The following is a 22,516-nucleotide window of genomic DNA, read 5'->3' as shown; positions in this document are numbered from 1 at the left end:
ACGCCCGACGCACGAAGGAGCATCACCATGGCCGGCCCCCGCCACGACCCCTCGCTGTACCGCGATCGCGACACGGTGCCGATCCGCCGGGCGCTCGTCTCGGTGAGCGACAAGACCGATCTGCTCGTCCTCGCGAAGGCGCTCGCCGACTCCGGCGTGCAGATCGTGTCGACCGGTTCGACCGCCGCGACCATCCGCGAGGCCGGCTTCGAGGTGACCGACGTCGCCGCGGTGACCGGTGTCGCCGAGATGCTCGACGGTCGCGTCAAGACCCTGCACCCGAAGATCCACGGCGGCCTGCTCGCCGACCTGCGCCTCGAGGACCACGAGCGTCAGCTCGCCGACCTCGACATCGCACCGTTCGAGCTCGTCGTGGTGAACCTGTACCCGTTCGTCGAGACCGTCGCCTCGGGCGCCCAGGGCGACGACGTCGTGGAGCAGATCGACATCGGCGGGCCCGCCATGGTGCGCGCCGCCGCCAAGAACCACGCGAACGTGGCGATCGTCGTCTCGCCGCAGTCGTACCCCGGGATCATCTCGGCGATCGCCGAGGGCGGCACCTCGCTGTCGCAGCGGCGCGAGCTCGCGGCCCGCGCGTTCGCGCACACCGCCGCTTACGACACGGCCGTCGCGTCGTGGTTCGCCGAGGGCACCCTCCAGGACGACGGCGACCTGCCGGCGCACCTGACGATCCAGGCCGAGCGCCTCGCGACGCTCCGCTACGGCGAGAACTCCCACCAGCGCGGTGCGATCTACACGCGCGCAGGCGGTCACGGCATCGCCCAGGCCACGCAGCTGCAGGGCAAGGAGATGTCGTACAACAACTACGTCGACGCGGATGCCGCCCTGCGCGCCGCCTACGACATGATCAAGCCGGCCGTCGCGATCATCAAGCACGCCAACCCGTGCGGCATCGCGACGACCGCTCCGAACGCCCTCGACCCGATCGCCAGCGCGCACCTGCGTGCGCACGAGTGCGACCCGGTCTCGGCGTACGGCGGAGTGATCGCCGCGAACGGCACCGTGACGCTCAAGATGGCCGAGAACCTCAAGGACATCTTCACCGAGGTCATCGTCGCCCCCGCCTTCGAGCCCGCCGCCCTCGAGGTGTTCAAGGCGAAGAAGAACCTGCGTCTGCTGCAGCTGCCGGAGGACTGGCAGCAGGAGCGCATGGACGTGCGCCTGGTCTCGGGCGGACTCCTGCTGCAGGACGCCGACCGGTTCCCCGACGACATCGTCTCGGTCGCCAAGAACTGGGAGCTCGTCTCCGGTGAGCGACCGAGCGACCTCGAGATGGAGAACCTGATCTTCGCGTGGAAGGCGTGCCGCGCCGTCAAGTCGAACGCGATCGTGCTCGCGAAGGACAACGCCACGGTCGGCGTCGGCATGGGCCAGGTCAACCGCGTCGACTCGTGCCGCCTCGCGGTCGAGCGCGCGGGGGAGCGCGCGGCCGGTTCGGTCGCGGCATCCGACGCGTTCTTCCCGTTCGCCGACGGCGCCCAGGTGCTCATCGATGCCGGTGTGACCGCGATCGTGCAGCCGGGTGGCTCGGTGCGCGACGAGGAGGTCGTGGATGCGGCCCGCAAGGCCGGCGTCACGATGTTCTTCACGGGAGAGCGCCACTTCTTCCACTGAGCATCCGCAGCTCCCTCGAGGCCCTCATCCGCAGACCGCGGGTGGGGGCCTCGGTCCGTCCGGTCTCTCGGCGATCGGAGATCGGCGATCGCGTGAGGAGTCACGACACGCCGTCTCACGCCGCGCGGATGCGGCGTGTCGTGACCACTCACCGTGATGTCCGATTTCCGCCAGTCGATGTCGGAGGCCCGTGACAGCATGGAGTCATGAGCCTCCCCGTGACCGACTTCGACGAGCGGTACCGCGCGATCGACGCACGCGACACCCGTTTCGACGGGCAGTTCGTGACGGCCGTGCGATCGACGGGCATCTACTGCCGGCCGAGCTGCCCGGCGCGCACGCCGAAGCCCGAGAACGTGACGTTCTACCCGACCAGCGCCGCGGCGCACGAGGCGGGCTACCGGGCATGCAAGCGCTGTCTCCCCGAGGCGGCGCCCGGGTCGCCGGCTTGGAATCTGCGCGGTGACGCCGCGGCCCGTGCGATGCGACTCATCTCCGCGGGCGTGGTGGAACGCGAGGGAGTGTCCGGCCTCGCCGCGCGGCTCGGGTACTCGAGCCGGCATCTGAACCGGGTGCTGGTCAGCGAGCTCGGTGCCGGGCCGCTGGCCCTCGCCCGGGCGCACCGTGCGCACACGGCGCGCATGTTGCTCGTCGGCACCGACATGCCCGTCTCCGACGTGGCGTTCTCGGCGGGGTTCGCCAGCATCCGGCAGTGCAACGACACGATCCGCGAGGTCTTCGCCCTCACGCCCAGCGAGCTGCGCGCGCGACGACGGATGCCGATGGCCGCAGCTCCCGGCACGATCGACCTCGTGCTGCCCTTCCGCGGGCCACTCGATGCCTCGGGCATCTTCGCCTGGATGGCGGCCCGCGCGTTGCCCGGGGTCGAGGTGGCCACCGAGACGTCGTTCGCACGGCATCTGCGCATGAGCGGAGGGCCGGCGTGGTTCGAGGTGCGGCAGGATGCCGCCGAGCGACTGCATCTGCGCGCCCGGGTCACGCAGCTGGGTGATCTCGCGCCCCTGGTGGGCACGGTGCGGCGCCTGTTCGATCTGGATGCCGACCCGCGGGCCGTCGACGACGCGCTCGGTGCGCACCCCGAGCTCGCGCTGCTGGTCGCCGCGACCCCGGGGATCCGAGTGCCGGGAGCGGCCGATCCCCACGAGATGCTCATCCGCGCGATGGTCGGTCAGCAGATCACGGTCGTCGCCGCCCGGACGGCGCTGACCGCGCTCGCCGACGCCCTCGGAGAGCGCACCGACGACGGTGTGCTCTTCCCGACTATGACCGCGATCGCCGAGCACGGCGCCGCGGTGCTGCGGGGCCCGGCCGCCCGCATCCGTGCCATCACCGGCGCCGCTGCCGCGTTGGCGGACGGCTCGCTCACCCTCACGGTCGGTGACGATGGGGCCGAGCAGAGGGCCGCGCTCCTCGCGATGCCGGGCATCGGGCCGTGGACGGCCGACTACGTGCGCATGCGGGTGCTCGGAGACCCCGACATCCTGCTCCCGGGTGACGTCGCGATGCGAGCCGGGGCCGCGGCCTCCGGTCTCCCGGGCGAACCGCGTGCCCTGACGGCATGGGCGGAGCGGACGGCTCCGTGGCGGAGCTACCTCACCGCGCACCTCTGGCGCGCGGCCCCCGTCCGCTCGGCGAAGCGCGCGACGACGACACCGATCACGACGACACCGATCACGACGACACCGATCTCGAAGGAGACCCCATGACCGCCCTCATTCAGACCATCGACACCCCCGACGGGGCGTTCACCATCCTCGCCGACGACGAGCAGCGCGTGCTGGCGTCCGGCTGGACGGCCGACCGCGGGGCGATCCTCGGAAGGCTCGCGGCGGCCGTGCGTCCGGCAGAGGTGCTCGAGGGCGAGACCGAAGCAGCATCGGCCGTGCAGGCGTATTATGCGGGGGACCTCGCGGCGATCGACTCCGTGCCCGTGCGTCAGACGGGCACCTCGCTGCAGCTGTCGGGCTGGGCCGCGCTGCGGGAGATCGCCCCGGGCGCTCCGCTCACGTACACCTCCTTCGCCGCCGTGCTCGACAACCCGCGCGCCGTGCGGGCCGCGGCATCGATCTGCGCGCGCAACGCCCCGGCGCTGTTCGTGCCGTGCCACCGGGTGCTGCGTACCGACGGCACCCTCGGCGGCTTCGCCTGGGGACTCGACGTGAAGGAGCGCCTGCTCGCACGCGAAGAGATCGCGCGCTGAGAGACCGGGGCCGACGGGCCGCGCGAGGGGAAAGGAGGAATTCCTCTTGCGCACAGCTTGTTCACAGCAATAGGCTGGAGGGCTGTCGCACCGACCGGACGACACCGCCGAGCCCTGAGGAGGACACCATGACCACGATCCTGGTCACGCAGATCGCAGCTCTCGGCACGACTCCGGTGCGCACGTTCCACTAGAGCCGCACCGCGCTCCGCGCCCCGCCTCTTCCCCGCCGGACGCCGGACTCGACGAGTCCGCTGCACTCACCGAGACCGCTCGGCGTCCGCCTGCTCCGCAACCTCTTCCGCACGAACCGTCTGAGAGACATGTCTTCCTCGCAGAATCCCCCCGCTTCCTCCTCCCTGTCGACCGCCGCAGCGCTGTGGCGTCTCAAGCCCTTCGTCCGTCCCGTCATCTGGCGGCTCGCCGGCGGTGCCGCCAGCGCGCTCGCCGCGGCGACCATCGCGCTGATGATCCCGATCGTCCTCGAGCAGATCATCCAGGGTCCGGTGCAGACCGGCGAGCTCGGAGCGATCGTCTGGGGCGCGGTCGCCGTTCTCGGCCTCGCCCTCGGTGAAGCCCTGATGGTGTTCCTGCGCCGCCAGTTCGTGCTCAAGCCCTCGACCGAGGTCGAGTACCGCATGCGCACCGATCTCTACGCGCGCCTGCAGACCCTGCCCGTGGCGTTCCACGACCGCTGGCAGTCGGGCCAGCTGCTGAGCCGCATGATGCAGGACATCGGCCTCATCCGCCGCTGGCTCGCCTTCGGTCTCGTGCTGCTCGTGGTGAACATCCTCACGATCATCATCGGAGCGGCACTCCTGTTCCGGTGGCACTGGCTGCTGGGCACGATCTTCATCGTCACCGCCATCCCGCTGTGGATCCGCGGCTACCTCTTCGAGAAGCGCTACGGGGCCCTCACCCGCCGGAGCCAGGACCAGGCGGGCGACCTCGCCACGAGCGTCGAGGAGAGCGTGCACGGCATCCGTGTGCTCAAGGCGTTCGGGCGCGGCAAGCATGCGCTGAGCCGCTTCAGCCGCCAGGCCGAGACGCTGCGCGAGACCGAGATGAGCAAGGCCGGGGCGATCGCCTCGATCTGGTTCTGGCTCGACCTCATGCCGCAGATCGCCTTCGGTCTCAGCCTCATGTCGGGGATCTGGCTCATCTCGCAGGGCGCGATCGACCTGCCCGAACTGTTCGCGTTCTTCGCGATGGCGACGGTGCTGCGCTGGCCGATCGAGTCGATCGGCTTCCTGTTCTCGTTCATGCTCGACGCCCGCACGGCGACCGACCGCGTGTTCGAGATCTTCTCCGAGACGAACACGATCACCGACCCCGAGAACCCCGTGCACATCGAGAACCCGCGGGGCGAGCTGGCATTCCAAAACGCGCATTTTCGCTACCAGGACGCCGGCGCGCAGGAGCGCGACCTGCTCGACGGCATCGACCTCGTGCTGCGGCCGGGCGAGACCATGGCGCTGGTCGGCCTCACCGGCAGCGGCAAGACCACCCTCACGACGCTGCCGACCCGCCTCTACGACGTGACCGGCGGTTCCGTGACGCTCGACGGCGTCGACGTGCGCGACCTGCCGCTGGCCGAACTGCGCCAGCACATCGCGATGGCGTTCGAAGACGCGACGCTCTTCTCGGCGACCGTGCGCGAGAACGTGCTGCTGGGTCGCGCCGAGCTCGACGTGCACAGCGACGAGGCCGAGCGCGTCCTGCGCGAAGCCCTCGATGTCGCCCAGGCGTCGTTCGTCGACGCGCTGCCCGACGGCGTCGAGACGGTCATCGGTGAAGAGGGACTGAGTCTCTCGGGCGGTCAGCGTCAGCGACTCGCGCTCGCGCGTGCGGTCGCCGCGAAGCCGAAGGTGCTCGTGCTCGACGACCCCCTCTCGGCGCTCGACGTCGACACCGAGGCGCTCGTCGAGGAGGCGCTGCGCCACGTGCTCGCCGACACGACCGCGATGATCGTCGCGCACCGGCCGTCGACCGTCGCCCTCGCCGACCGCGTGGCGCTGCTCGAGGCCGGCCGCATCACCGCCGTCGGCACGCACAGCGAGCTGCTGCGCAGCAGCCGCCACTACCGTCACGTCATCTCCAGCCTCGAGGCCGAGGAAGCGGCGCGCACCGGCGCGATCCCCGTGATCCGCGACGACGAGGCCGACGAGGCTCACGACATCGAGGCGGGCATCCGCGCCCAGAACGGCGAGCAGCCCGACGAAGATCTGATCACCGAGAAGGAGGTGCGGTCATGAGCGCCCTCATCGGAACGCAGGACGAAGACCGCTCCCAGTACACCAAGGAGGAGAGCAGGGCCATCCGGCAGCGCTCGCTGCGTCTGCTCGGGTCGCTCGTGCGGCCGCTCAAGGCGCGCATCGTGCTGGCAGCCGTCGTGCTCGTCATCTCGACCGCGCTGCAGGTCGCGGGCCCCATCCTCATCAGCATCGGGCTCGACCGTGCGTTGCCGGCCGTGATCGAGCACTCCGACTGGATGCCGACGTTCATGATCGGCGGCGTCTACCTGCTCGCAGGGCTCGTCGCCGCGGTGATGATCGCCTGGTACGTCATCATCGCCGCCAAGCTGACGCAGGCGGTGCTGCTCGATCTGCGCAAGCGGATCTTCCTGCACACGCAGCGTCTGAGCCTCGAGTTCCACGAGTCGTACACCTCCGGGCGCATCATCTCGCGTCAGACGAGCGACCTCGACTCGATCCGAGAGCTGCTCGACGGCGGCCTCAACGAGCTCGTCTCCGGCGTGCTCTTCGGCCTGTTCACCTTCATCGCGCTGTGCATCTGGGACTGGCAGTCCGGTCTCATCCTCGCGATCGCGGGTGTCCCGCTGTTCTTCCTGATGCGCTGGTTCTACTCGCGGTCGCAGCTCGTCTACCGCGAGTCGCGCGTCATCAGCGCACAGGTGATCGTGCAGTTCGTCGAGACCATGACCGGCATCCGCGCGGTCAAGGCGTTCCGCAAGGAGCCCCGCAACGACGTCGCCTTCCAGAAGATCTCGGGGGAGTACCGCGACGTCAACCGCCGTTCGCTGATGCTGTTCGGCACCTTCGAGCCCGGCCTGATGGGCGTCGCGGCGCTCACGCTCGGCATCGTCGTGCTCTGGGGCGGCGTGCGCGTCGCCGAGGGCGCTCTGACCGTCGGCGTGCTGCTGTCGGCGGTGCTGTACGTGCGCAACTTCTTCGCGCCCATGCAGGAGATCGCGATGTTCCTCAACTCCTACCAGTCGGCCACCGCCGCGCTCGAGAAGGTGTCGGGCGTGCTCGAGGAGGTGCCGACGGTGCCCGACCCCGAGAAGCCGGTCGACCTGTGGGAGTCGCGCGGGCACATCGAGTTCGACGAGGTGACCTTCGGGTACAACGGCGAGAAGACGATCCTCCCGAATTTCTCGCTCGACATCCCCGCGGGGCAGACGATCGCGCTGGTCGGCACGACCGGTGCGGGCAAGTCGACGCTGGCGAAGCTCATCTCGCGTTTCTACGACCCGTCGAAGGGTACGGTGACGCTCGACGGCGTCGACCTGCGCTCGCTGCACCCGAAGGACCTCCGCCGCGCGATCGTCATGGTCACGCAGGAGGCCTACCTGTTCAGCGGCACCGTCGCCGACAACATCGCACTCGGCAAACCCGACGCCTCGCTCGACGAGATCCGCGCGGCCGCCCGGGCCGTGGGCGCGGACGGGTTCATCGAGGCGCTGCCCGACGGCTACGACACCGACGTCAACAAGCGCGGTGGCCGCGTGTCGGCCGGTCAGCGTCAGCTGATCTCGTTCGCCCGTGCGTTCCTCGCCGACCCCGCGGTGCTGATCCTCGACGAGGCGACGGCGTCGCTCGACATCCCCTCGGAGCGGCTGATCCAGGATGCCCTGCAGACGCTGCTCGCCGACCGGACCGCGATCATCATCGCCCACCGGCTCTCGACCGTCGCGATCGCCGACCGGGTGCTCGTGATGGAGCACGGCGAGATCATCGAGGACGACACCCCCGATGCCCTGATCGGCGGCACGGGCAAGTTCGCCCAGTTGCACGCGGCATGGCAGGAGACGCTGGTCTGACGCGACGAGCCGTCGCACGGCACGACGCGGAACGGCGCACCCCGGGAGATCCCGAGGTGCGCCGTTTGCGTGTGGAGCGGCCGCGACTACGCCTGGATGAACGCCAGGATGTCGGGGTTGATCACGTCGGCGTGCGTGGTGAGCATGCCGTGCGGGTAACCCTCGTAGATCTTGAGCTCGGAGTTCGGCAGGAGCTCGTGCTGCTTCAGCGCCGCATCCTTGTACGGCACGACCTGGTCGTCGTCGCCCTGCAGCACCAGCACCGGAACCGTGATCGACTTCAGGTCCTCGGTCTGGTCGGTCTCGGAGAACGCCTTGATGCCCTCGTAGTGCGCGAGCGCGCTGCCGGTCATCCCCTGGCGCCACCAGTTGGCGACGACGGGCTCGGAGACGGCTGCGCCCTCGCGGTTGAACCCGTAGAAGGGACCGGAGGCGACGGCCTGGAAGAAGTCGGCGCGGTTCGCTGCGAGCGCTTCGCGGAAACCGTCGAAGACCGAGATCGGCGTGCCCTCGGGGTTCGCCTCGGTCTGCACCATCAGCGGCGGAACGGCCGAGACGAGCACGGCCTTCGCGACGCGCCCCTGGGGCTGGCCGTACTTGGCGACGTAGCGGGCGACCTGGCCGCCTCCGGTCGAGTGGCCGATGTGCACGGCGTTCCGCAGGTCGAGGTGCTCGACGACCGCCGACGCGTCACTGGCGTAGTGGTCCATGTCGTGGCCGGTGCCGATCTGCGAGGAGCGTCCGTGACCGCGACGGTCGCTGGCGACGACGCGGAAGCCCTTCGACAGGAAGAACAGCATCTGCGCGTCCCAGTCGTCGGACGACAGAGGCCAGCCGTGGTGGAACATGATGGGCTGGGCGTCGCGGGGACCCCAGTCCTTGAAGAAGATCTCCGCGCCGTCTTCCGTGGTTACGAATCCCATGTGGGCCTCCATCGTCGGTGCCGCACCGAATCGTGGTCGGTGCGGCGGTGTGGGCTTGTGCGCCCATCGGGGAGTGATGAGCAGGATCAACGTACCCCCGTGCGGCCCCCCGGGACAGGGGTTTCCGGAAGGATTCGACACCTGTTCAGTGAGGTTCCCTCCCCGGTCCTGCTCAGCGCCCCGGCCAGCGGCTCGATAGCATCGGAGGATGGACCCGTTGATGCTCCTCGGGGAGTGGTGGTGGATCGCGGCGGTCGGCGCCGGCGGTGTCACCGCGGGCGCCGTCGGGCTGCGGCGTCGCAGCACGCGCAGTGGTCGACGCCTCGCCGTGGATGCCGCGCGCCATGACCTGCGGGCGGCGAAGGTCGCGGTGGTCGAGAAGCGCGCAGCCGTGAAGATCGCGCGCGCCGATCACACCCGCATCGCCGCCGAACGCACCGCACGCCGGGCGACGGCGGAGCACGTGGCCAGCGCGAAACGGATGCTGCGCGACGCCGAGCGCGATGCGAAGGCGGCCGCGGCCGATGTGCGCGCGAAGCAGGTGCGCCTGAACGCGGCCCGCGCCGCGCTCCCCGCGGCATCCGCCCCTCGCCCGCTGGAGCGGTTGCGCGCCGACCACGATGCGATCGTCGCGCGCTGGATGACCTACGAGACCGATCCCGGTCTGCAGATCGCCTACCCGGCGATGTCGGACGTGAAGCAGCCGGCGACGGCGGCCTACTTCCGCGCGGCGAATCGTGCGGCGGAGGCGCGGCGCACGGCGGGGGAGCGTCCGACGCCCGCGGAGTTCGCCGACTACCGCGACGCCGTCGACGCGCTCGCCCGTGCCTTCGAGATCGCCGAGCACACCGCGCGCGGGCGGGGGGACACGACGGCGAGCGTCGGATGGCAGGACGCCGCGCAGGACGCGATCTCGCGCTCCGCCGAGGCGATCGATCGTGCGGCGGGAGCGGCGGCATCCGCCTTCGCCGCGTGGTCGGCGCGCAAGCGCCCGCGCGGCGACGACCGGGAGGGCCGGGACGACCGCGATCGGTGAGATCCCGCCAGGATCAGCGGGACCCCACCGTGCTCGCTCAGGGAGCGATCGTGCGGGTGCGCACCAGCTCGCGGTACCAGTGACCGGAGTCCTTCACGGTGCGCTCGAGCGTGTCGAAGTCGACCCGCACGATGCCGAACCGCTTGGCGTAGCCGTAGCCCCATTCGAAGTTGTCGAGCAACGACCAGACGAAGTATCCGCGCAGGTCGACGCCGCGCTCGAGAGCCCGGTGCGCCGCGGTGAAGTGCCGACGCAGGTAGTCGGTGCGCTCCGGGTCGGGAACGGTGCCGTCGGCCGAGACCTCGTCGTCGAACGCGGCGCCGTTCTCGGTGACCATGAGCGCCTGCTCCGGGAACTGCTCCGAGAGTGACACGAGCAGCTCCTCGAGTCCCTCGGGTGCGATGTTCCAGCCCATCGCCGTGTACGGGCCCGGCTGCTCGACGAACTCGACGAGCTGATCGCTGCCCGGCCAGGCGGTGCCGCCCTCGGTGCCCTTGTGCCCATCGTTCTGCTGCTTCGGCGAGACGCCGTCCCAGAGCCGCACGGTCGCGGTCGAGTAGTAGTTGACTCCCAGCACGTCGATCGGCTGGTGGATCGTGGCGAGGTCGCCCTCCTGCACGAACGACCAGTCGGTGACGGAGGATGTGTCGTCGAGCAGATCGGCGGGGTACTCGCCGCGCAGCATCGGACCGGTGAACGCGCGGTTCGCGAGGGCGTCGATGCGACGCATCGCCTCGGCGGCACCGTCGCCCTGACCGCGCAGCACGTGGAAGTTCAGTGTGACCGAGTAGTCCGGGTCGCCCGTCGAGGTCGCTCGCAGCGCCTGCACCGCGCGCCCGTGCGCGAGGTTGAGGTGGTGCACGGCCGACAGGGCGGATGCCGGTTCGTGGCGCCCCGGTGCATGCCCGCCCTGACCGTAGCCGAGGTAGGCCGAGCACCACGGCTCGTTGAGCGTCGTCCACGTGTGCACACGGTCGCCCAGGGCCGTGCCCATGATCTCGGCGTACCGCTCGAAGGCGTCGGTCGTGGAGCGCGAGGTCCAGCCGCCGGCATCCTCGAGGTACTGCGGCAGATCCCAGTGGTACAGCGTGGCGACGGGACGGATGCCGCGGGCGAGCAGCCCGTCGACGAGACGCGAGTAGAAGTCGACGCCGGCCTGGTTCACCCCGCCGGACACCGTGGGGACGATGCGCGGCCACGCGATCGAGAACCGGTAGGCCTGCAGGCCCAGGTCGGCCATCAGGTCGAGGTCCTCCTCGGTGCGGTGGTAATGGTCGCAGGCCACGTCTCCCGTGTCGCCGTTCCACACCTTGCCGGGGGTCTTGCTGAACGTGTCCCAGATCGAGGGGGTGCGCCCGTCCTCGGCGGCGGCTCCCTCGATCTGGTACGACGCGGTCGCCGACCCGAACGTGAAGTCCGTGGGGAAGACGAGTCCCGAGCCCCGGTAGTCGTCGCGGGGGGTGAACAGCGTGGTCATGCGGTGATCTCCTCGAGGTCGGCCGTGTAGGTCTCGGTGCGACCGTCGGGATTCGTGACGGTGACGGCCGCGGTGCCGGTGCCGCCCGCGAAGACGCGCAGCTGCAATCCGTCATGGTAGTCGTAGTCCGGTCGATCGACCCGGGCGCCCCAGGGGAGCACGGTTCCGGGGCGCACGTACAGGGGGAGCGAATCGAAGCCGTGCCGCTCGCGCCGCCACCCGCCGCCGGTCACCGTCTCGCCCGTGAGCAGCGAGGTCCACTCACCGGCCGGCAGGTAGAACTCGACCTCGCCGTCCTCGGTGAACACGGGGGCCACGAGCAGGTCGGAGCCGAGCATGTACTGGCGGTCGAGGTACGCCGTCGCCGGGTCGTCGGGGAACTCGAGCACCATCGGCCGCATCAGCGGCACACCCGTGGCGGCCGCGTCGAGGCCCTGCGCGTACAGGTAGGGCATGAGGCGCATCTTGAGGTGCGTGAAGCGACGCGTGACCTCCACCGCCTCGTCGTCGAACGCCCACGGCACCCGATACGAGCTCGAGCCGTGGAACCGCGAGTGGGAGCCGAGCAGGCCGAACGCTGTCCAGCGCTTGTAGACGCCGGCATCCGGCATCCCCTCGAACCCGCCGATGTCGTGGCTCCAGAAGGCGAAGCCCGAGAGGGCGAGCGAGAGGCCGCCGCGCAGGGTCTCGGCCATCGACGTGTAGGTCGATGTCGAGTCGCCGCCCCAGTGCACGGGCATGCTCTGCCCGCCCGCGGTCGCCGAGCGGGCGAAGAGCACGGCATCGCCCTCGCCGCGCGCCTCGGTGAGCACGTCGTACACGGCGCGGTTGTAGAGGTCGGTGTAGAGGTTGTGCATGCGCTCGGGGTCGGCGCCGTCGGCCCAGACCACGTCGGTCGGGATGCGCTCGCCGAAGTCGGTCTTGAAGCAGTCGACGCCCTGCGCCACGAGAGCGCGCAGTTTCGACTGGTACCAGGCCGTCGCCTCGGGGTTCGTGAAGTCGACGAGCCCCATGCCCGCCTGCCAGAGGTCCCACTGCCACACCGAGCCGTCGGCGCGCTTCACCAGGAACCCCTGGTCGGCCGCCTCGCGGAACAGGGGGGAGCGCTGGGCGATGTAGGGGTTGATCCACACGCAGACGCGCAGGTCCTTGTCGTGCAGGCGGCCGAGCATTCCCTCGGGGTCGGGGAACACCCGCGGGTCCCACTCGAAGTCGCACCAGTTGAACTCGCGCATCCAGAAGCAGTCGAAATGGAAGACCGACACGGGCAGTTCGCGGGCCGCCATCTCGTCGAGGAAGGAGTTGACGGTCTGCTCGTCGTAGTCGGTCGTGAAGCTCGTCGACAGCCACAGTCCGTACGACCAGGCCGGCACCACGGGCGCGCGACCGGTGAGGGCGGTGTAGCGCCCGAGCACGTCCTTGGGGGTGGGCCCCGCGATCACGAAGTACTCCAGCTGCTCGCCCGACACCGAGAACTGCACGCGCTCGACCGCCTCGGAGCCGATCTCGTACGACACGTGTCCCGGATCGTTGACGAGTACGCCGTAGCCCCTGCTCGAGAGGTGGAACGGCACGTTCTTGTACGCCTGCTCGCTCGAGGTGCCGCCGTCGGCGTTCCACACGTCGACCGTCTGGCCGTTCTTGACCAGCGGACCGAAGCGCTCGCCGAGTCCGTAGATCTGCTCGCCGACGCCGAGGTCGAGCTGCTCGTGCACGAAGACGGATGCCGCCGGCATCCCGCCGCCCTGACGCGCGTTGCTCACGATCCCCGGGTCGACCTGGGCGCCCTCGGCGAGCTGGACGTATCCCTGCGCCTTGTGCCCGCTGCCGGTGACCCGGCGTCCGTCGACCGCGAACGACAGGTCCCACGGGGCACCGGGGGTGACCGTCGCCACGAGGGAGCCCGCGTCGAGGACGCCGCCGGCGTCCGACACCGACACGGATGCCGTGGCACCACCGGCACCGGGGAGGGCGAAGCCGCCGTGCCACCGCCGGCCGGTGTGGTGGGCGATCCGCACCCGGATCACGCCCTCGGCGGGGGAGGAGAGGGTGGTCGTGAGCACGGGCCGGTTGAGGGTGTCGCCGCGCTTGGAGATCACCATCGTCGGAGCGGTGATGACGAGACCTGGGCCGTCGGGGGTCTCGGTGGTCTCGGCGATGTCGTACGCCTCCTGCGCGTACAGCGCGGTGACGCCGGGGCGCAGCTGCCAGAACCCGTCGGTGAACTTCATTACTTGACTGCTCCTGCCGTGATGCCCCGGGTGAGGGTGCGCTGGAAGATGAGGAAGAAGATGAGCGTCGGGATGATGCCCAGCAGGGCCGAGGCGCTCGTGGTGGTGACGTCCATGAGGCGGTCGCCCTGCAGCACGCTGATCGCGACCGGGACGGTCTGGTTGGCGTTCGACGCGAGGAACGTCAGCGGGATGAGGAACTCGTTCCACGTCCAGATGAAGAAGAAGATGAGCAGCACCGACAGCGTCGGGCGGCTGATCGGGAAGACGACGCGCCACAGGATCTGCCAGCGGGTCGCGCCGTCGAGCGAGGCGGCCTCGAGGATCTCCTTGGGGAAGGTGCCGTACACCGACGACAGCAGGTACGTGCCGAACGCGGCCTGGATCACCGTGAACACGATGATGACCGACCAGACGTTGTCGTACAGGCCGACCGATTTGAACATGTAGTACAGCGGGTACAGCAGCGCCTCCTGCGGCAGCAGGTTCGCGAGCAGGAAGAGCAGCACGATCCAGGAGCGTCCGCGCACGCGTCCGATCCCGATCGCGAAGGCGTTGAGCATCGAGATCACGACCGCGAGCACCGAGACGATGCCGGCGATGAAGATCGAGTTCCAGACCTTCTCGGGGAAGTTCACGCGCTCCCAGAACTTGATGATCCCACCGAAGTCGAGGGTCTCGGGGAAGGCGAGGGGGCCGGAGGTCGCGTAGTCGAGCGGCGACTTGAAGGAGTTCACTAGCACGAGGTAGAACGGCGCGATCACGAGCAGCGCGCCGACGATGACGAGCGCCAGCAGGAGCCAGTCGACGGGACGCTTCTTGGTCATGCCGCCGCGCGGACGGCTCGCGGCCTTCTTGCCGGTGACGATGGCGGTGGTGGCGTGCATCACAGACCCGCCCTTTCCTTGCGCTCGAGCGAGTTCTGGACGCGGATGAAGATGATCGACACGATGACCACGACGATCGTGAGCACGGTCGCGATCGTGGCGCCGTAGCCCACGTTCCGCTTGGTGAAGAACTCCTGGTAGGCGTAGTACGCCGGGACGAGGGTGGACCCCGCCGGTCCGCCGCGGGTGATGATGTACACCGGGCCGAAAACCTTGAGCGCCGCGATGGTGCAGGTGAGGGTGACGACGAAGATCTCGGGGCGGATGATGCTCATCGTGATCGCCGAGAAGCGCTGGAACCAGTTCGCGCCGTCGAGTTCGGCCGCCTCGTAGAGCTCGGGGTCGACGCGCTGGAGCGCGGCCATGAACACCACGACGGGGTAGCCGAGCTGCACCCAGACCATCACGACCATCAGCACGATGAGCGCGGAGGGCATCTGGCCGAGCCAGTCGTAGGCGGGGATGCCGAACCAGGCGAGGATCTGGTTGAGCGCGCCGTCGCCGCCGGGGCGCACGATCCAGCCGATCACGATGCCGGCGACGGCGATCGGAAGGATCTGGGGGAGGTAGTAGGTGGCCCGCAGGAAGCTGCCGACCTTGCCGCCGAACTTGCGTCCGACGACGTCGAACAGGAGGGCGGCGACCATGAGGCCGATGATCGTGGGCACGACGACCATCGCGAGGATCATCCACACCGAGTTGGTGAAGGAGGTCCAGAAGTCGCTGTCGGTGAGGATCTTCTGCCAGTTCTCGAGACCGATGAACTCCGGCGTGCGTACGCCCTTCCACTTCGTGAAGGTGAGGTACACGTTCCAGATCAGCGGGACGATGACGACCACGAGCAGCAGCACGAAGCCGGGGAGCAGGTACATCCAGTAGGCCCCGGTCCCACCGCTGCGCTGCGGGATCGACGGTTCTTCGGGCGGCAGCTTGGTGCGGCGGCCCTCGCGGGTGGCGAGTGACATGTTCATCTCCAGGAGGGTGCGGGGGCGGCGCCGGTCGGGCGCCGCCCCCGCGGGCGGATCAACGGAATTCGGCGGTGCCCTCGTCGTACTGCTCGCCGAGGTTCGCGTTCGTGGTCTCGGCATCCTGCACGCCGGTGACCAGACCCTGCAGCTCCTGCACGATCACGTCGTAGAAGCCGGGTGCGGGCCAGTCCGGGTAGAACGACAGGCCGTCGGCGTCGAGCACGCCGTTGAACGTCTCGATGAGCGCGGCGCTCTTCTCGTCGGTGATGTCGGCGGTGTCGGCGGCGACGGGGAGGCCGCCGTTGTTGCCGATGATCGCCTGGATCTCGGGGCGCATCGTGATGTCGATGAACTCGTACGCGAGCTCCTTGTTGGCGGCGTTCTCGGGAACTACCCAGAGGTTGCCCGAGGAGCCGAGCGAGAGATCGGCGCCCGGGAAGGCGTTCATCGTCCACTCGAAGCCGGTGGCCTCGGCGACGAAGCGGCCGAACCACCACGAGCCCGACACGAAGATCGGCGAGGTGCCGTTGATGAACGAGACACCGGCGTCCTCGGCCTTGACGGAGGAGACGTCGGAGGCGATGTAGCCCTTGTCGACGTACTCCTTCAGGGTCTCGGTCGCGGAGGTGATCTCCGGACCCTGCCAGTCGACCTCTCCGTCGTAGAGCTGGTAGGCGTCGACGAAGCTGCGGTCGCCCTCGAGCAGGGCGAGCTGGTACCAGAGCTGGCCGAGCGGGTACTCGGCGCCGGCCTCGGCCAGCGGGGTGATGCCCTGTGCCACGAAGGCGTCGAGCACGTCGACGAACTCCTCGTAGGTGGTGGGGATCTCGAGTCCCGCCGCGGCGAAGGCATCCTGGTTGTAGTAGACGCCGACGAACTCGCCGTAGTTCGGCACGCCGAACCAGGTGTCGCCGCCCATCACGCCGTCTTCGGAGTACTTGGCCGTGGTCTGCAGCGACGGGGCGAGCTTCTCGTCCCAGCCGTACTCTTCGACGGCGTCGGAGATGTCAGTGATGAGGCCGGTCGAGGCCAGGAAGCCCGCCGTCGCGTTGCCCTTGTTGAACTCCATCAGGTCGGGGGCTGCGTCGGTGTCGAGCACCTGGCTCGCGGTCTTCTGGATCTGCTCGAACGACTTCTCCTCGAACTCGACCGTCGCGCCGGTCTCCTCTTCGAAGATCTTGATCGCTTCGTCCCAGGCCTTGCCCATGGCGCTGTCGGCGCCCTCGTAGTGCCAGAGCTTGAGGGTCTGGCCGTCTCCGCCGTCGTCGGACGATCCGGCGGTGCAGCCGCTCAGCGCGATACCGGTCGCGGTGAGAGCCGCCAGGGCGGTGAGCGTCTTCGTCCTGCGTGTCGTGCGTGCCATCGTCGGCACTCCTTTCTCGGTGGCCCCGGAGGACCGAACACTGCATCGGTGGGGTGTTCAGTTGTGGCGATCGCGTGATCGTCGAAGCGTTTCGATCTCGGCGATACGGGAGGGAGGTGTGAGGGCGAGGTCAGTCGCGGGGCGGTCGGACGGAACCCGCGCCGTGGTACTCGGGCGCGATGAGGTGGATCTCGGGCGGCACGTTCGTCTCGTCGAGGTGGCGCACGGCGATGTCGACCGCGAGCTCGCACGACTGCTGCGGCACGAGCGGGATGGTGTCGATCGGCGCTGCGAGTACGGAGGTGTCGAAGGATGCCGCGGCCGAGATGACCGAGGCGTCGACGCCGAGCGCGAGGCCGCGTTCGTCCAGCACCTCGAGGAGCACGTCGTGCACGTCGCCGACGGCGTGCACGACGAACGCGCGGATGCCGTCATCGAGAGCCGCTTCGGCCGATCGGCGCACGAGAGCGGGGTCGGTGGCAGCGGCTCCGGTCGCGGTCCAGGTCAGGACGACGTCGCGGTCGGCGGCGCGCTCCTCGACCCCGCGGAGGAGTCGGCGGGGGAAGTTCGACTTGCGGTACGAGACCTCGGTCTGGCCGAGGAGGTGCACCGCGGTGTGGCCGGCGTCGGCGAGTCGATCGATCGCGAGGTGGCCGGCGGCCTCGAAGTCGAGGTCGACGCAGGTGAGGTCGCGCTGATCGTCGGGGAGCCCGATGAAGATCGTCGGCGTGCGCACCGAGCGGGCGATGTCGACGCGCTCGTCGTCGGGCGCCACATCGAGCACGAGGATCGCATCCACGAGGTTCGACGCGGCGACGCGGTTCATCCCATCGGAGGTCTGCTCGTCGGTGAGGAGGAGGATGTCGTAGCCGCGGCGGCGGGCGGCGACGGCGGTGGCCAGCACGAACGCCATGTGCGTGGGGGCGTGCGTGTCGGCGCGCAGCGGCTCGGTGAGCGCGAATATGTGGGTGCGGCGGCCCGCGAGCATCCGGGCGCCGGCATCGGGCTGGTACCCGAGCGTCTGCGCCGCGTCCTCGATGCGGCGGCGGGTCTTCTCCGACACGGGACGCTTGCCGCTGAGCGCGTACGACACGGTGCTGATCGAGACACCGGCGGCAGCGGCCACCTCGTGGATCGTCGTCATCGTGACTCCATCGTCGCTCTGGGTGAGATTGTCGAAGCGCTTCGCTCAGGCTTCTTCAGCGATGATAGACACGGTTTGTGGTCGAGCGCAACATATTTCTGTCACGCCGGGGGAGACGCGCGCGGGCACGGTCGCCCGACGCCCCGGCCGAAGGCGACGGGGTCTCGATGGGGGAGGGGATTCGAGACCCCGCCGCCGGCTTCAGGACGCGATGCGGATCGAGGCGATGACTTCGCCGTACTCCGTCTCGCCGACGGGCGTGAAGCCCACGCGCAGGAAGAACGCCTCGGGGCCGTCGTCTCCGGCCTCGTAGATCACATCGACATGGTCGAGACCGCGGGAGCGGGCTTCCTCGAGCAACTTCTCGACGGCGAACCGGCCGACGCCGCGACCCTGGTCGTCGGCGTCGACGTTGATGCGCCACAGCACCGAGCGGAAGTGATCCTCCGGGGCCTCGGGATCGAAGTTGGCGCTCACGAAGCCCACGACGGCATCGCCGTCGAGGACGACCCGCTGCCACGACGTGGCCGGGTTGATGACGGTCGCCGCGATCCCGTACGAGACCGGAGCGAGGAACTGCTCCTGCCCGGGCTTGAGCGACATGTTGTTCACGGCGACGATCGTCGCAGCGGAGAGTTCGACCATGCGCAGTTCGGACATGACCCCAGGCTAGCCCCTCGCGCCCACGCGCACACTCGATCGGGTCGAGATTTCTCCCACAGCGTTGCGGGTATCTTGGTATCGAGACAAATCGCCCTTGTGAACGGAGATCATCCGGTGACTGACGACGCCATCATCTACACCTACACCGACGAGGCACCGGCGCTCGCCACCGCCTCGCTCCTGCCGATCATCACGGCCTACACCGGTCAGGCGGGCATCGAGGTCGAGACCAGGGACATCTCGCTCGCCGGCCGCATCCTCGCGGCCTTCCCGCAGAAGCTCACGCCCGAGCAGCAGGTGGGCGACGCGCTCGCCGAGCTCGGAGGCCTCGCCACGCTGCCCGAGGCGAACATCATCAAGCTGCCGAACATCTCGGCATCCATCCCGCAGCTCAAGGCGGCGATCGCCGAGCTGCAGAAGGCCGGATACGACATCCCGGACTTCCCCGACGACCCGACCTCGCTCGACGAGAAGGACGTGCGCGCGCGCTACGACCGCATCAAGGGCTCCGCCGTGAACCCGGTGCTGCGCGAGGGCAACAGCGACCGCCGCGCGCCCCTCGCGGTGAAGAACTACGCCAAGAAGCACCCGCACCGCAACAAGGCCTTCGCCGAGGGGTCGAAGACCCGCGTCGCGACGATGGGCCACGACGACTTCAAGTCCAACGAGAAATCGTGGGTCGCGGCATCCGACGACGTGCTGAGCATCCGCCACACGGCCGCCGACGGCACCGTCACCGTCCTCAAGGAGGGCCTCAAGGTCCTGCCGCGCGAGATCATCGACGCGACCTTCCTCTCGGCCGCGGCTCTCGACGCCTTCCTCGCCGAGACCCTCGCCCAGGCCAAGGCCGATGACGTGCTCTACTCGGTGCACCTCAAGGCCACGATGATGAAGGTCAGCGACCCGATCATCTTCGGCCACGTCGTGAAGGCCTTCTTCGCCGACGTGTTCGCGACCTACGGCACGCAGCTCGCCGAGGCGGGTCTGCGTCCGAACGACGGTCTCGGCTCGATCCTGTCCGGTCTCGCCGATGTCGCCGACGGAACCGCGATCGCCGCGGCCTTCGACAAGGCCATCGCCGAGGGTCCGCGCCTGTCGTACGTGAACTCCGACAAGGGGATCACCAACCTGCACGTGCCCAGCGACGTGATCGTCGACGCCTCGATGCCCGCCCTCGTGCGCAACGGCGGCAAGCTGTGGGGCCAGGACGGCGGCGAGGACGACACCCTCGCGGTCATCCCCGACTCGTCGTACGCCGGCGTGTACCAGGCCGTCATCGACGACGTGATCGCGAACGGCCCGCTCGACCCCGCCACGATCGGCACCGTGCCGAACGTCGGTCTCATGGCGCAGGCGGCCGAGGAGTACGGCAGCCACGACAAGACCTTCGAGATCCCCGCGGCCGGTGTCGTGCAGATCCTCGACGGCGAGGGCAACGCGCTCATCGAGCACGAGGTCGAGGCCGGAGACATCTGGCGCGCGACGCAGACCAAGCACATCGCGGTCATGGACTGGGTCAAGCTCGCGGTCACCCGCGCTCGCGCGACCGGCGACCCGGCGGTCTTCTGGCTCGATGCGAACCGCTCGCACGACGCCCAGATCATCGCCAAGGTGCACCAAGGTCTCGCGCTGCTCGACACGCACGGCCTGACGCTGACGATCCTCGCCCCCGAGGAGGCCACGCGTTACACGCTCGCGCGCATGCGTCACGGACTCGACACCATCTCGGTGACGGGCAACGTGCTGCGCGACTACCTCACCGACCTGTTCCCGATCCTCGAAGTGGGCACGAGCGCCAAGATGCTCTCGATCGTTCCGCTGCTCGCCGGTGGTGGGCTGTTCGAGACGGGTGCCGGTGGCTCCGCGCCCAAGCACGTGCAGCAGCTCGTCGAGCAGAACTACCTGCGCTGGGACTCGCTCGGCGAGTTCTTCGCGCTGGCGGCCTCGCTCGAGCACTTCGCCGACCGCACGGGCAACGAGAAGGCCCGTGTGCTCGCCGAGACCCTCGACGCCGCGACCGGAACCTTCCTCGAGGAGGACCGTTCCCCGGGTCGCGCGCTCGGCACGATCGACAACCGCGGCAGCCACTTCTACCTCGGCCTGTACTGGGCGCAGGAGCTGGCGAAGCAGACGAAGGATGCCGAGCTCGCTGGGGCCTTCGCGCCCATCGCCGCGGCACTGACCGAGAACGAGCAGACCATCGTCGCCGAGCTCAACGCGGTGCAGGGCTCGCCCGTCGAGATCGCGGGGTACTACCGCCCCGACGACGCGCTCGTGGCGGCGGTCATGCGTCCGTCGGCCACCCTGAACGGGATCATCGACGCGCTGAACTGATCGCGGATACGACGAAGGGGCGGATGCTTCGGCATCCGCCCCTTCGTCGTATCCGCTCGTGTTCGGGAGTGATCCCGGATCAGACGCGGACCGCGTCGGTCAGTTGTGGACCGAGACCTCGAGGCCGACCGGCGACCAGTCGTAGACGTACTTCGCGAGGTCGATCGGCAGGTTGACGCAGCCGTGGCTCATCCGGTTGCCGTAGTTGTTGTGCCAGTAGGTGCCGTGGAACCCGATGTTGGTCGTGAACCAGGTGATCCACGGGACGTCCTCGGTGCAGTACGGGGCGCCCTCGTAGCAGCCCATGTCCTGCATGCGGGTGTGTGCGAAGACCTTGAACTCGCCCGTCGGTGTGGGGGTGCCGGGAAGGCCCGTCGACACCAGCCAACTGTTGACGACCTGGTCGTTCTCGTAGAGCGTGGCGCGCTGCGTGCTGAGGTTGATGTCGATGTGGCGGTAGAGGTTCACCGACTCGAACGGCACCTCGGAGACCGCGAGCGGGAACACCCCGTCGCCCGCCTCGATCTTGGCGGCGACGTCGTCGGCGATGCCGGTCGTCTCGCCGATCGTGCGTCCGGTGACGCCCTCGGTCTCGGAGCGGAGCACATTGCCGGCCGAGTCGACGATGTTGCTCGCGTTCACGGGTGCGCGGTCGACGATCCCGGGCAGCAGGTCGACGGTCTTCTGGATCTCCGCGGCGTCGGCCGAGACGGCCAGCTGGCCGCCCTCGTCGGTGACGGTGAGCCACGAGGCGACGACGTCGGCCGTGAGCGGCACGGTGCGCTCCTCGCCCACGTAGAACCCGGCGGTGCCGAGCAGGGTGTTCAGCGAGGCGGCGGTGGTCGCGGCGTCGTCGTCGGTGACGGCGGCCGCGGCCTCGGTCGGGTCGCCCGAGAACTCGACGTTCGAGCCGCCGGCGGCGACGGTGTCGATGATCGCGGCCGTGAGGGCGTCGACGTCGATCGCGGTGCCGGCCTCGGCGGGGGTCGTGACGTATGTTCCGCTGGCGGCGTCGAAGGTGACGCCCGCATCGGTGGGGTCGACGAAGCTGGAGGGCACGGCGTCGCGCAGGGCGCTGGTGGCCGTCGCAGCGTCGAGCGTGATGTCTCCGGCGATCGGCTCGCCCATCCAGGCGCCGAGGTTCCACATCGGACGCTCGGCGAAGGCCTGGTTGCTGAGCGCTTCGCCGTCGAGGGCGATGCCCAGATCGCTGCCGGTGAGCACCGTGCCGTCGCCTGCTCCGGTGAGAGTGATCTGCGTGTCGGCGAGGTGCGACTCGATCGCGTCGTTCGCCGCTCCGGGCGTCATCCACCCGACGTTGATGCCGGCGACCGTGGTGCCGGGGGCGATGAGGATCATCGAGGCCGCACCGGCGCCGATGGCCACGACGCCGAGGCCGAGGCCGATCCAGAGGCCCAGGCGGCGCTTCTTGGGGGCCGGTTCGTTCGGAGCCCACGCGAGGGGCTGCTCGCCCGTGGGCGGCTCGGACTCCGCCGCGGTCGGCGCTCCGTCGAGCGCTTCTGTCGCAGCCTCGTGAGTCGAGATCACATCCGTCACGAACTTCACCCCCC

At 69.3% G+C, this 22,516-nt stretch carries 16 protein-coding genes; 7 read left to right on the top strand and 9 right to left on the bottom strand.

Features of this window, described 5'->3' with window-relative positions; all coding sequences use genetic code 11:
• The first annotated feature begins 27 nt into the window (after positions 1 to 27).
• From purH to ACI2JZ_RS10615, 5 genes are all read left to right on the top strand, one after another.
• Positions 28 to 1,635 (top strand): bifunctional phosphoribosylaminoimidazolecarboxamide formyltransferase/IMP cyclohydrolase, encoded by a 1,608-nt coding sequence (purH, locus tag ACI2JZ_RS10635; RefSeq protein ID WP_247632718.1) that lies wholly within the window; start codon positions 28 to 30, stop codon positions 1,633 to 1,635.
• 206 nt (positions 1,636 to 1,841) lie between these two features.
• Complete coding sequence (locus ACI2JZ_RS10630) at positions 1,842 to 3,362, top strand: AlkA N-terminal domain-containing protein (RefSeq protein WP_404597488.1); 1,521 nt, start codon at positions 1,842 to 1,844, stop codon at positions 3,360 to 3,362.
• The gene (locus ACI2JZ_RS10625) at positions 3,359 to 3,856 is read left to right on the top strand and encodes a methylated-DNA--[protein]-cysteine S-methyltransferase (protein ID WP_404597487.1); all 498 of its coding nucleotides are present in this window, start codon (positions 3,359 to 3,361) and stop codon (positions 3,854 to 3,856) included. The genes ACI2JZ_RS10630 and ACI2JZ_RS10625 overlap by 4 nt, the downstream gene beginning before the upstream one ends.
• Before the next feature lie 323 nt (positions 3,857 to 4,179).
• Positions 4,180 to 6,111, top strand: coding sequence for an ABC transporter ATP-binding protein (locus tag ACI2JZ_RS10620; protein ID WP_404597486.1), 1,932 nt, complete (start codon positions 4,180 to 4,182; stop codon positions 6,109 to 6,111).
• Complete coding sequence (locus ACI2JZ_RS10615) at positions 6,108 to 7,919, top strand: ABC transporter ATP-binding protein (RefSeq protein WP_404597485.1); 1,812 nt, start codon at positions 6,108 to 6,110, stop codon at positions 7,917 to 7,919. The genes ACI2JZ_RS10620 and ACI2JZ_RS10615 overlap by 4 nt, the downstream gene beginning before the upstream one ends.
• Before the next feature lie 86 nt (positions 7,920 to 8,005).
• Here ACI2JZ_RS10615 and ACI2JZ_RS10610 read toward each other — a convergent pair whose 3' ends face one another.
• Positions 8,006 to 8,842 (bottom strand): alpha/beta fold hydrolase, encoded by an 837-nt coding sequence (locus ACI2JZ_RS10610; protein ID WP_247623128.1) that lies wholly within the window; start codon positions 8,840 to 8,842, stop codon positions 8,006 to 8,008.
• 208 nt (positions 8,843 to 9,050) lie between these two features.
• Here ACI2JZ_RS10610 and ACI2JZ_RS10605 point away from each other — a divergent pair, with 208 nt between their 5' ends.
• Positions 9,051 to 9,878, top strand: coding sequence for a hypothetical protein (locus tag ACI2JZ_RS10605; protein ID WP_404597484.1), 828 nt, complete (start codon positions 9,051 to 9,053; stop codon positions 9,876 to 9,878).
• A gap of 37 nt (positions 9,879 to 9,915) precedes the next feature.
• Here ACI2JZ_RS10605 and ACI2JZ_RS10600 read toward each other — a convergent pair whose 3' ends face one another.
• The 7 genes from ACI2JZ_RS10600 to ACI2JZ_RS10570 form a co-directional block, all read right to left on the bottom strand.
• Positions 9,916 to 11,355 carry a GH1 family beta-glucosidase gene (locus ACI2JZ_RS10600; protein WP_404597483.1) on the bottom strand — a complete coding sequence of 480 codons (1,440 nt, stop codon included), beginning with the start codon at positions 11,353 to 11,355 and terminating at the stop codon, positions 9,916 to 9,918.
• Positions 11,352 to 13,586 carry an alpha-xylosidase gene (gene yicI / locus ACI2JZ_RS10595; RefSeq protein WP_404597482.1) on the bottom strand — a complete coding sequence of 745 codons (2,235 nt, stop codon included), beginning with the start codon at positions 13,584 to 13,586 and terminating at the stop codon, positions 11,352 to 11,354. The genes ACI2JZ_RS10600 and yicI overlap by 4 nt, the downstream gene beginning before the upstream one ends.
• Complete coding sequence (locus ACI2JZ_RS10590) at positions 13,586 to 14,473, bottom strand: carbohydrate ABC transporter permease (RefSeq protein WP_247623124.1); 888 nt, start codon at positions 14,471 to 14,473, stop codon at positions 13,586 to 13,588. The genes yicI and ACI2JZ_RS10590 overlap by 1 nt, the downstream gene beginning before the upstream one ends.
• Positions 14,473 to 15,438 carry a carbohydrate ABC transporter permease gene (locus ACI2JZ_RS10585; protein ID WP_247624718.1) on the bottom strand — a complete coding sequence of 322 codons (966 nt, stop codon included), beginning with the start codon at positions 15,436 to 15,438 and terminating at the stop codon, positions 14,473 to 14,475. The genes ACI2JZ_RS10590 and ACI2JZ_RS10585 overlap by 1 nt, the downstream gene beginning before the upstream one ends.
• A 58-nt stretch (positions 15,439 to 15,496) precedes the next feature.
• Positions 15,497 to 16,804 (bottom strand): ABC transporter substrate-binding protein, encoded by a 1,308-nt coding sequence (locus ACI2JZ_RS10580; protein ID WP_247623123.1) that lies wholly within the window; start codon positions 16,802 to 16,804, stop codon positions 15,497 to 15,499.
• A 130-nt stretch (positions 16,805 to 16,934) separates the two neighbouring features.
• Positions 16,935 to 17,948, bottom strand: coding sequence for a LacI family DNA-binding transcriptional regulator (locus ACI2JZ_RS10575; protein WP_404597481.1), 1,014 nt, complete (start codon positions 17,946 to 17,948; stop codon positions 16,935 to 16,937).
• A 201-nt stretch (positions 17,949 to 18,149) separates the two neighbouring features.
• On the bottom strand, positions 18,150 to 18,608 hold the full coding sequence (locus ACI2JZ_RS10570; RefSeq protein WP_247623121.1) for an N-acetyltransferase: 459 nt from the start codon (positions 18,606 to 18,608) through the stop codon (positions 18,150 to 18,152).
• Positions 18,609 to 18,725: 117 nt separating this feature from the next.
• Between ACI2JZ_RS10570 and ACI2JZ_RS10565 the strand changes: the two genes are divergently transcribed.
• Entirely contained in the window at positions 18,726 to 20,945 is a 2,220-nt protein-coding gene (locus tag ACI2JZ_RS10565) for an NADP-dependent isocitrate dehydrogenase (protein ID WP_247955750.1), read from the top strand.
• Positions 20,946 to 21,044: 99 nt separating this feature from the next.
• Here ACI2JZ_RS10565 and ACI2JZ_RS10560 read toward each other — a convergent pair whose 3' ends face one another.
• A complete protein-coding gene (locus ACI2JZ_RS10560) occupies positions 21,045 to 22,511 on the bottom strand; it encodes a L,D-transpeptidase family protein (RefSeq protein ID WP_404597480.1) in 1,467 nt (488 codons plus the stop codon).
• Between the last annotated feature and the right edge of the window lie 5 nt (positions 22,512 to 22,516).

Source organism: Microbacterium sp. NPDC087868, from assembly GCF_044900755.1.
Classification (GTDB): domain Bacteria; phylum Actinomycetota; class Actinomycetes; order Actinomycetales; family Microbacteriaceae; genus Microbacterium; species Microbacterium galbinum.
The sequence above is the reverse complement of the archived record's forward strand: the minus strand, read 5'-3'. Positions and strand labels throughout refer to the sequence as shown.

What these genes read in the sequence shown, in the direction of transcription:
- ACI2JZ_RS10585 (WP_247624718.1), bottom strand. Translation starts at nt 15,438, where the DNA reads ATGTCACTCGCCACCCGCGAGGGCCGCCGCACCAAGCTGCCGCCCGAA.
- ACI2JZ_RS10600 (WP_404597483.1), bottom strand. Translation starts at nt 11,355, where the DNA reads ATGACCACGCTGTTCACCCCCCGCGACGACTACCGGGGCTCGGGACTC.
- purH (WP_247632718.1), top strand. Translation starts at nt 28, where the DNA reads ATGGCCGGCCCCCGCCACGACCCCTCGCTGTACCGCGATCGCGACACG.
- ACI2JZ_RS10625 (WP_404597487.1), top strand. Translation starts at nt 3,359, where the DNA reads ATGACCGCCCTCATTCAGACCATCGACACCCCCGACGGGGCGTTCACC.
- ACI2JZ_RS10580 (WP_247623123.1), bottom strand. Translation starts at nt 16,804, where the DNA reads ATGGCACGCACGACACGCAGGACGAAGACGCTCACCGCCCTGGCGGCT.
- ACI2JZ_RS10570 (WP_247623121.1), bottom strand. Translation starts at nt 18,608, where the DNA reads ATGTCCGAACTGCGCATGGTCGAACTCTCCGCTGCGACGATCGTCGCC.
- ACI2JZ_RS10590 (WP_247623124.1), bottom strand. Translation starts at nt 14,473, where the DNA reads ATGCACGCCACCACCGCCATCGTCACCGGCAAGAAGGCCGCGAGCCGT.
- ACI2JZ_RS10630 (WP_404597488.1), top strand. Translation starts at nt 1,842, where the DNA reads ATGAGCCTCCCCGTGACCGACTTCGACGAGCGGTACCGCGCGATCGAC.
- ACI2JZ_RS10615 (WP_404597485.1), top strand. Translation starts at nt 6,108, where the DNA reads ATGAGCGCCCTCATCGGAACGCAGGACGAAGACCGCTCCCAGTACACC.
- ACI2JZ_RS10620 (WP_404597486.1), top strand. Translation starts at nt 4,180, where the DNA reads ATGTCTTCCTCGCAGAATCCCCCCGCTTCCTCCTCCCTGTCGACCGCC.
- ACI2JZ_RS10605 (WP_404597484.1), top strand. Translation starts at nt 9,051, where the DNA reads ATGGACCCGTTGATGCTCCTCGGGGAGTGGTGGTGGATCGCGGCGGTC.
- ACI2JZ_RS10610 (WP_247623128.1), bottom strand. Translation starts at nt 8,842, where the DNA reads ATGGGATTCGTAACCACGGAAGACGGCGCGGAGATCTTCTTCAAGGAC.
- yicI (WP_404597482.1), bottom strand. Translation starts at nt 13,586, where the DNA reads ATGAAGTTCACCGACGGGTTCTGGCAGCTGCGCCCCGGCGTCACCGCG.
- ACI2JZ_RS10575 (WP_404597481.1), bottom strand. Translation starts at nt 17,948, where the DNA reads ATGACGACGATCCACGAGGTGGCCGCTGCCGCCGGTGTCTCGATCAGC.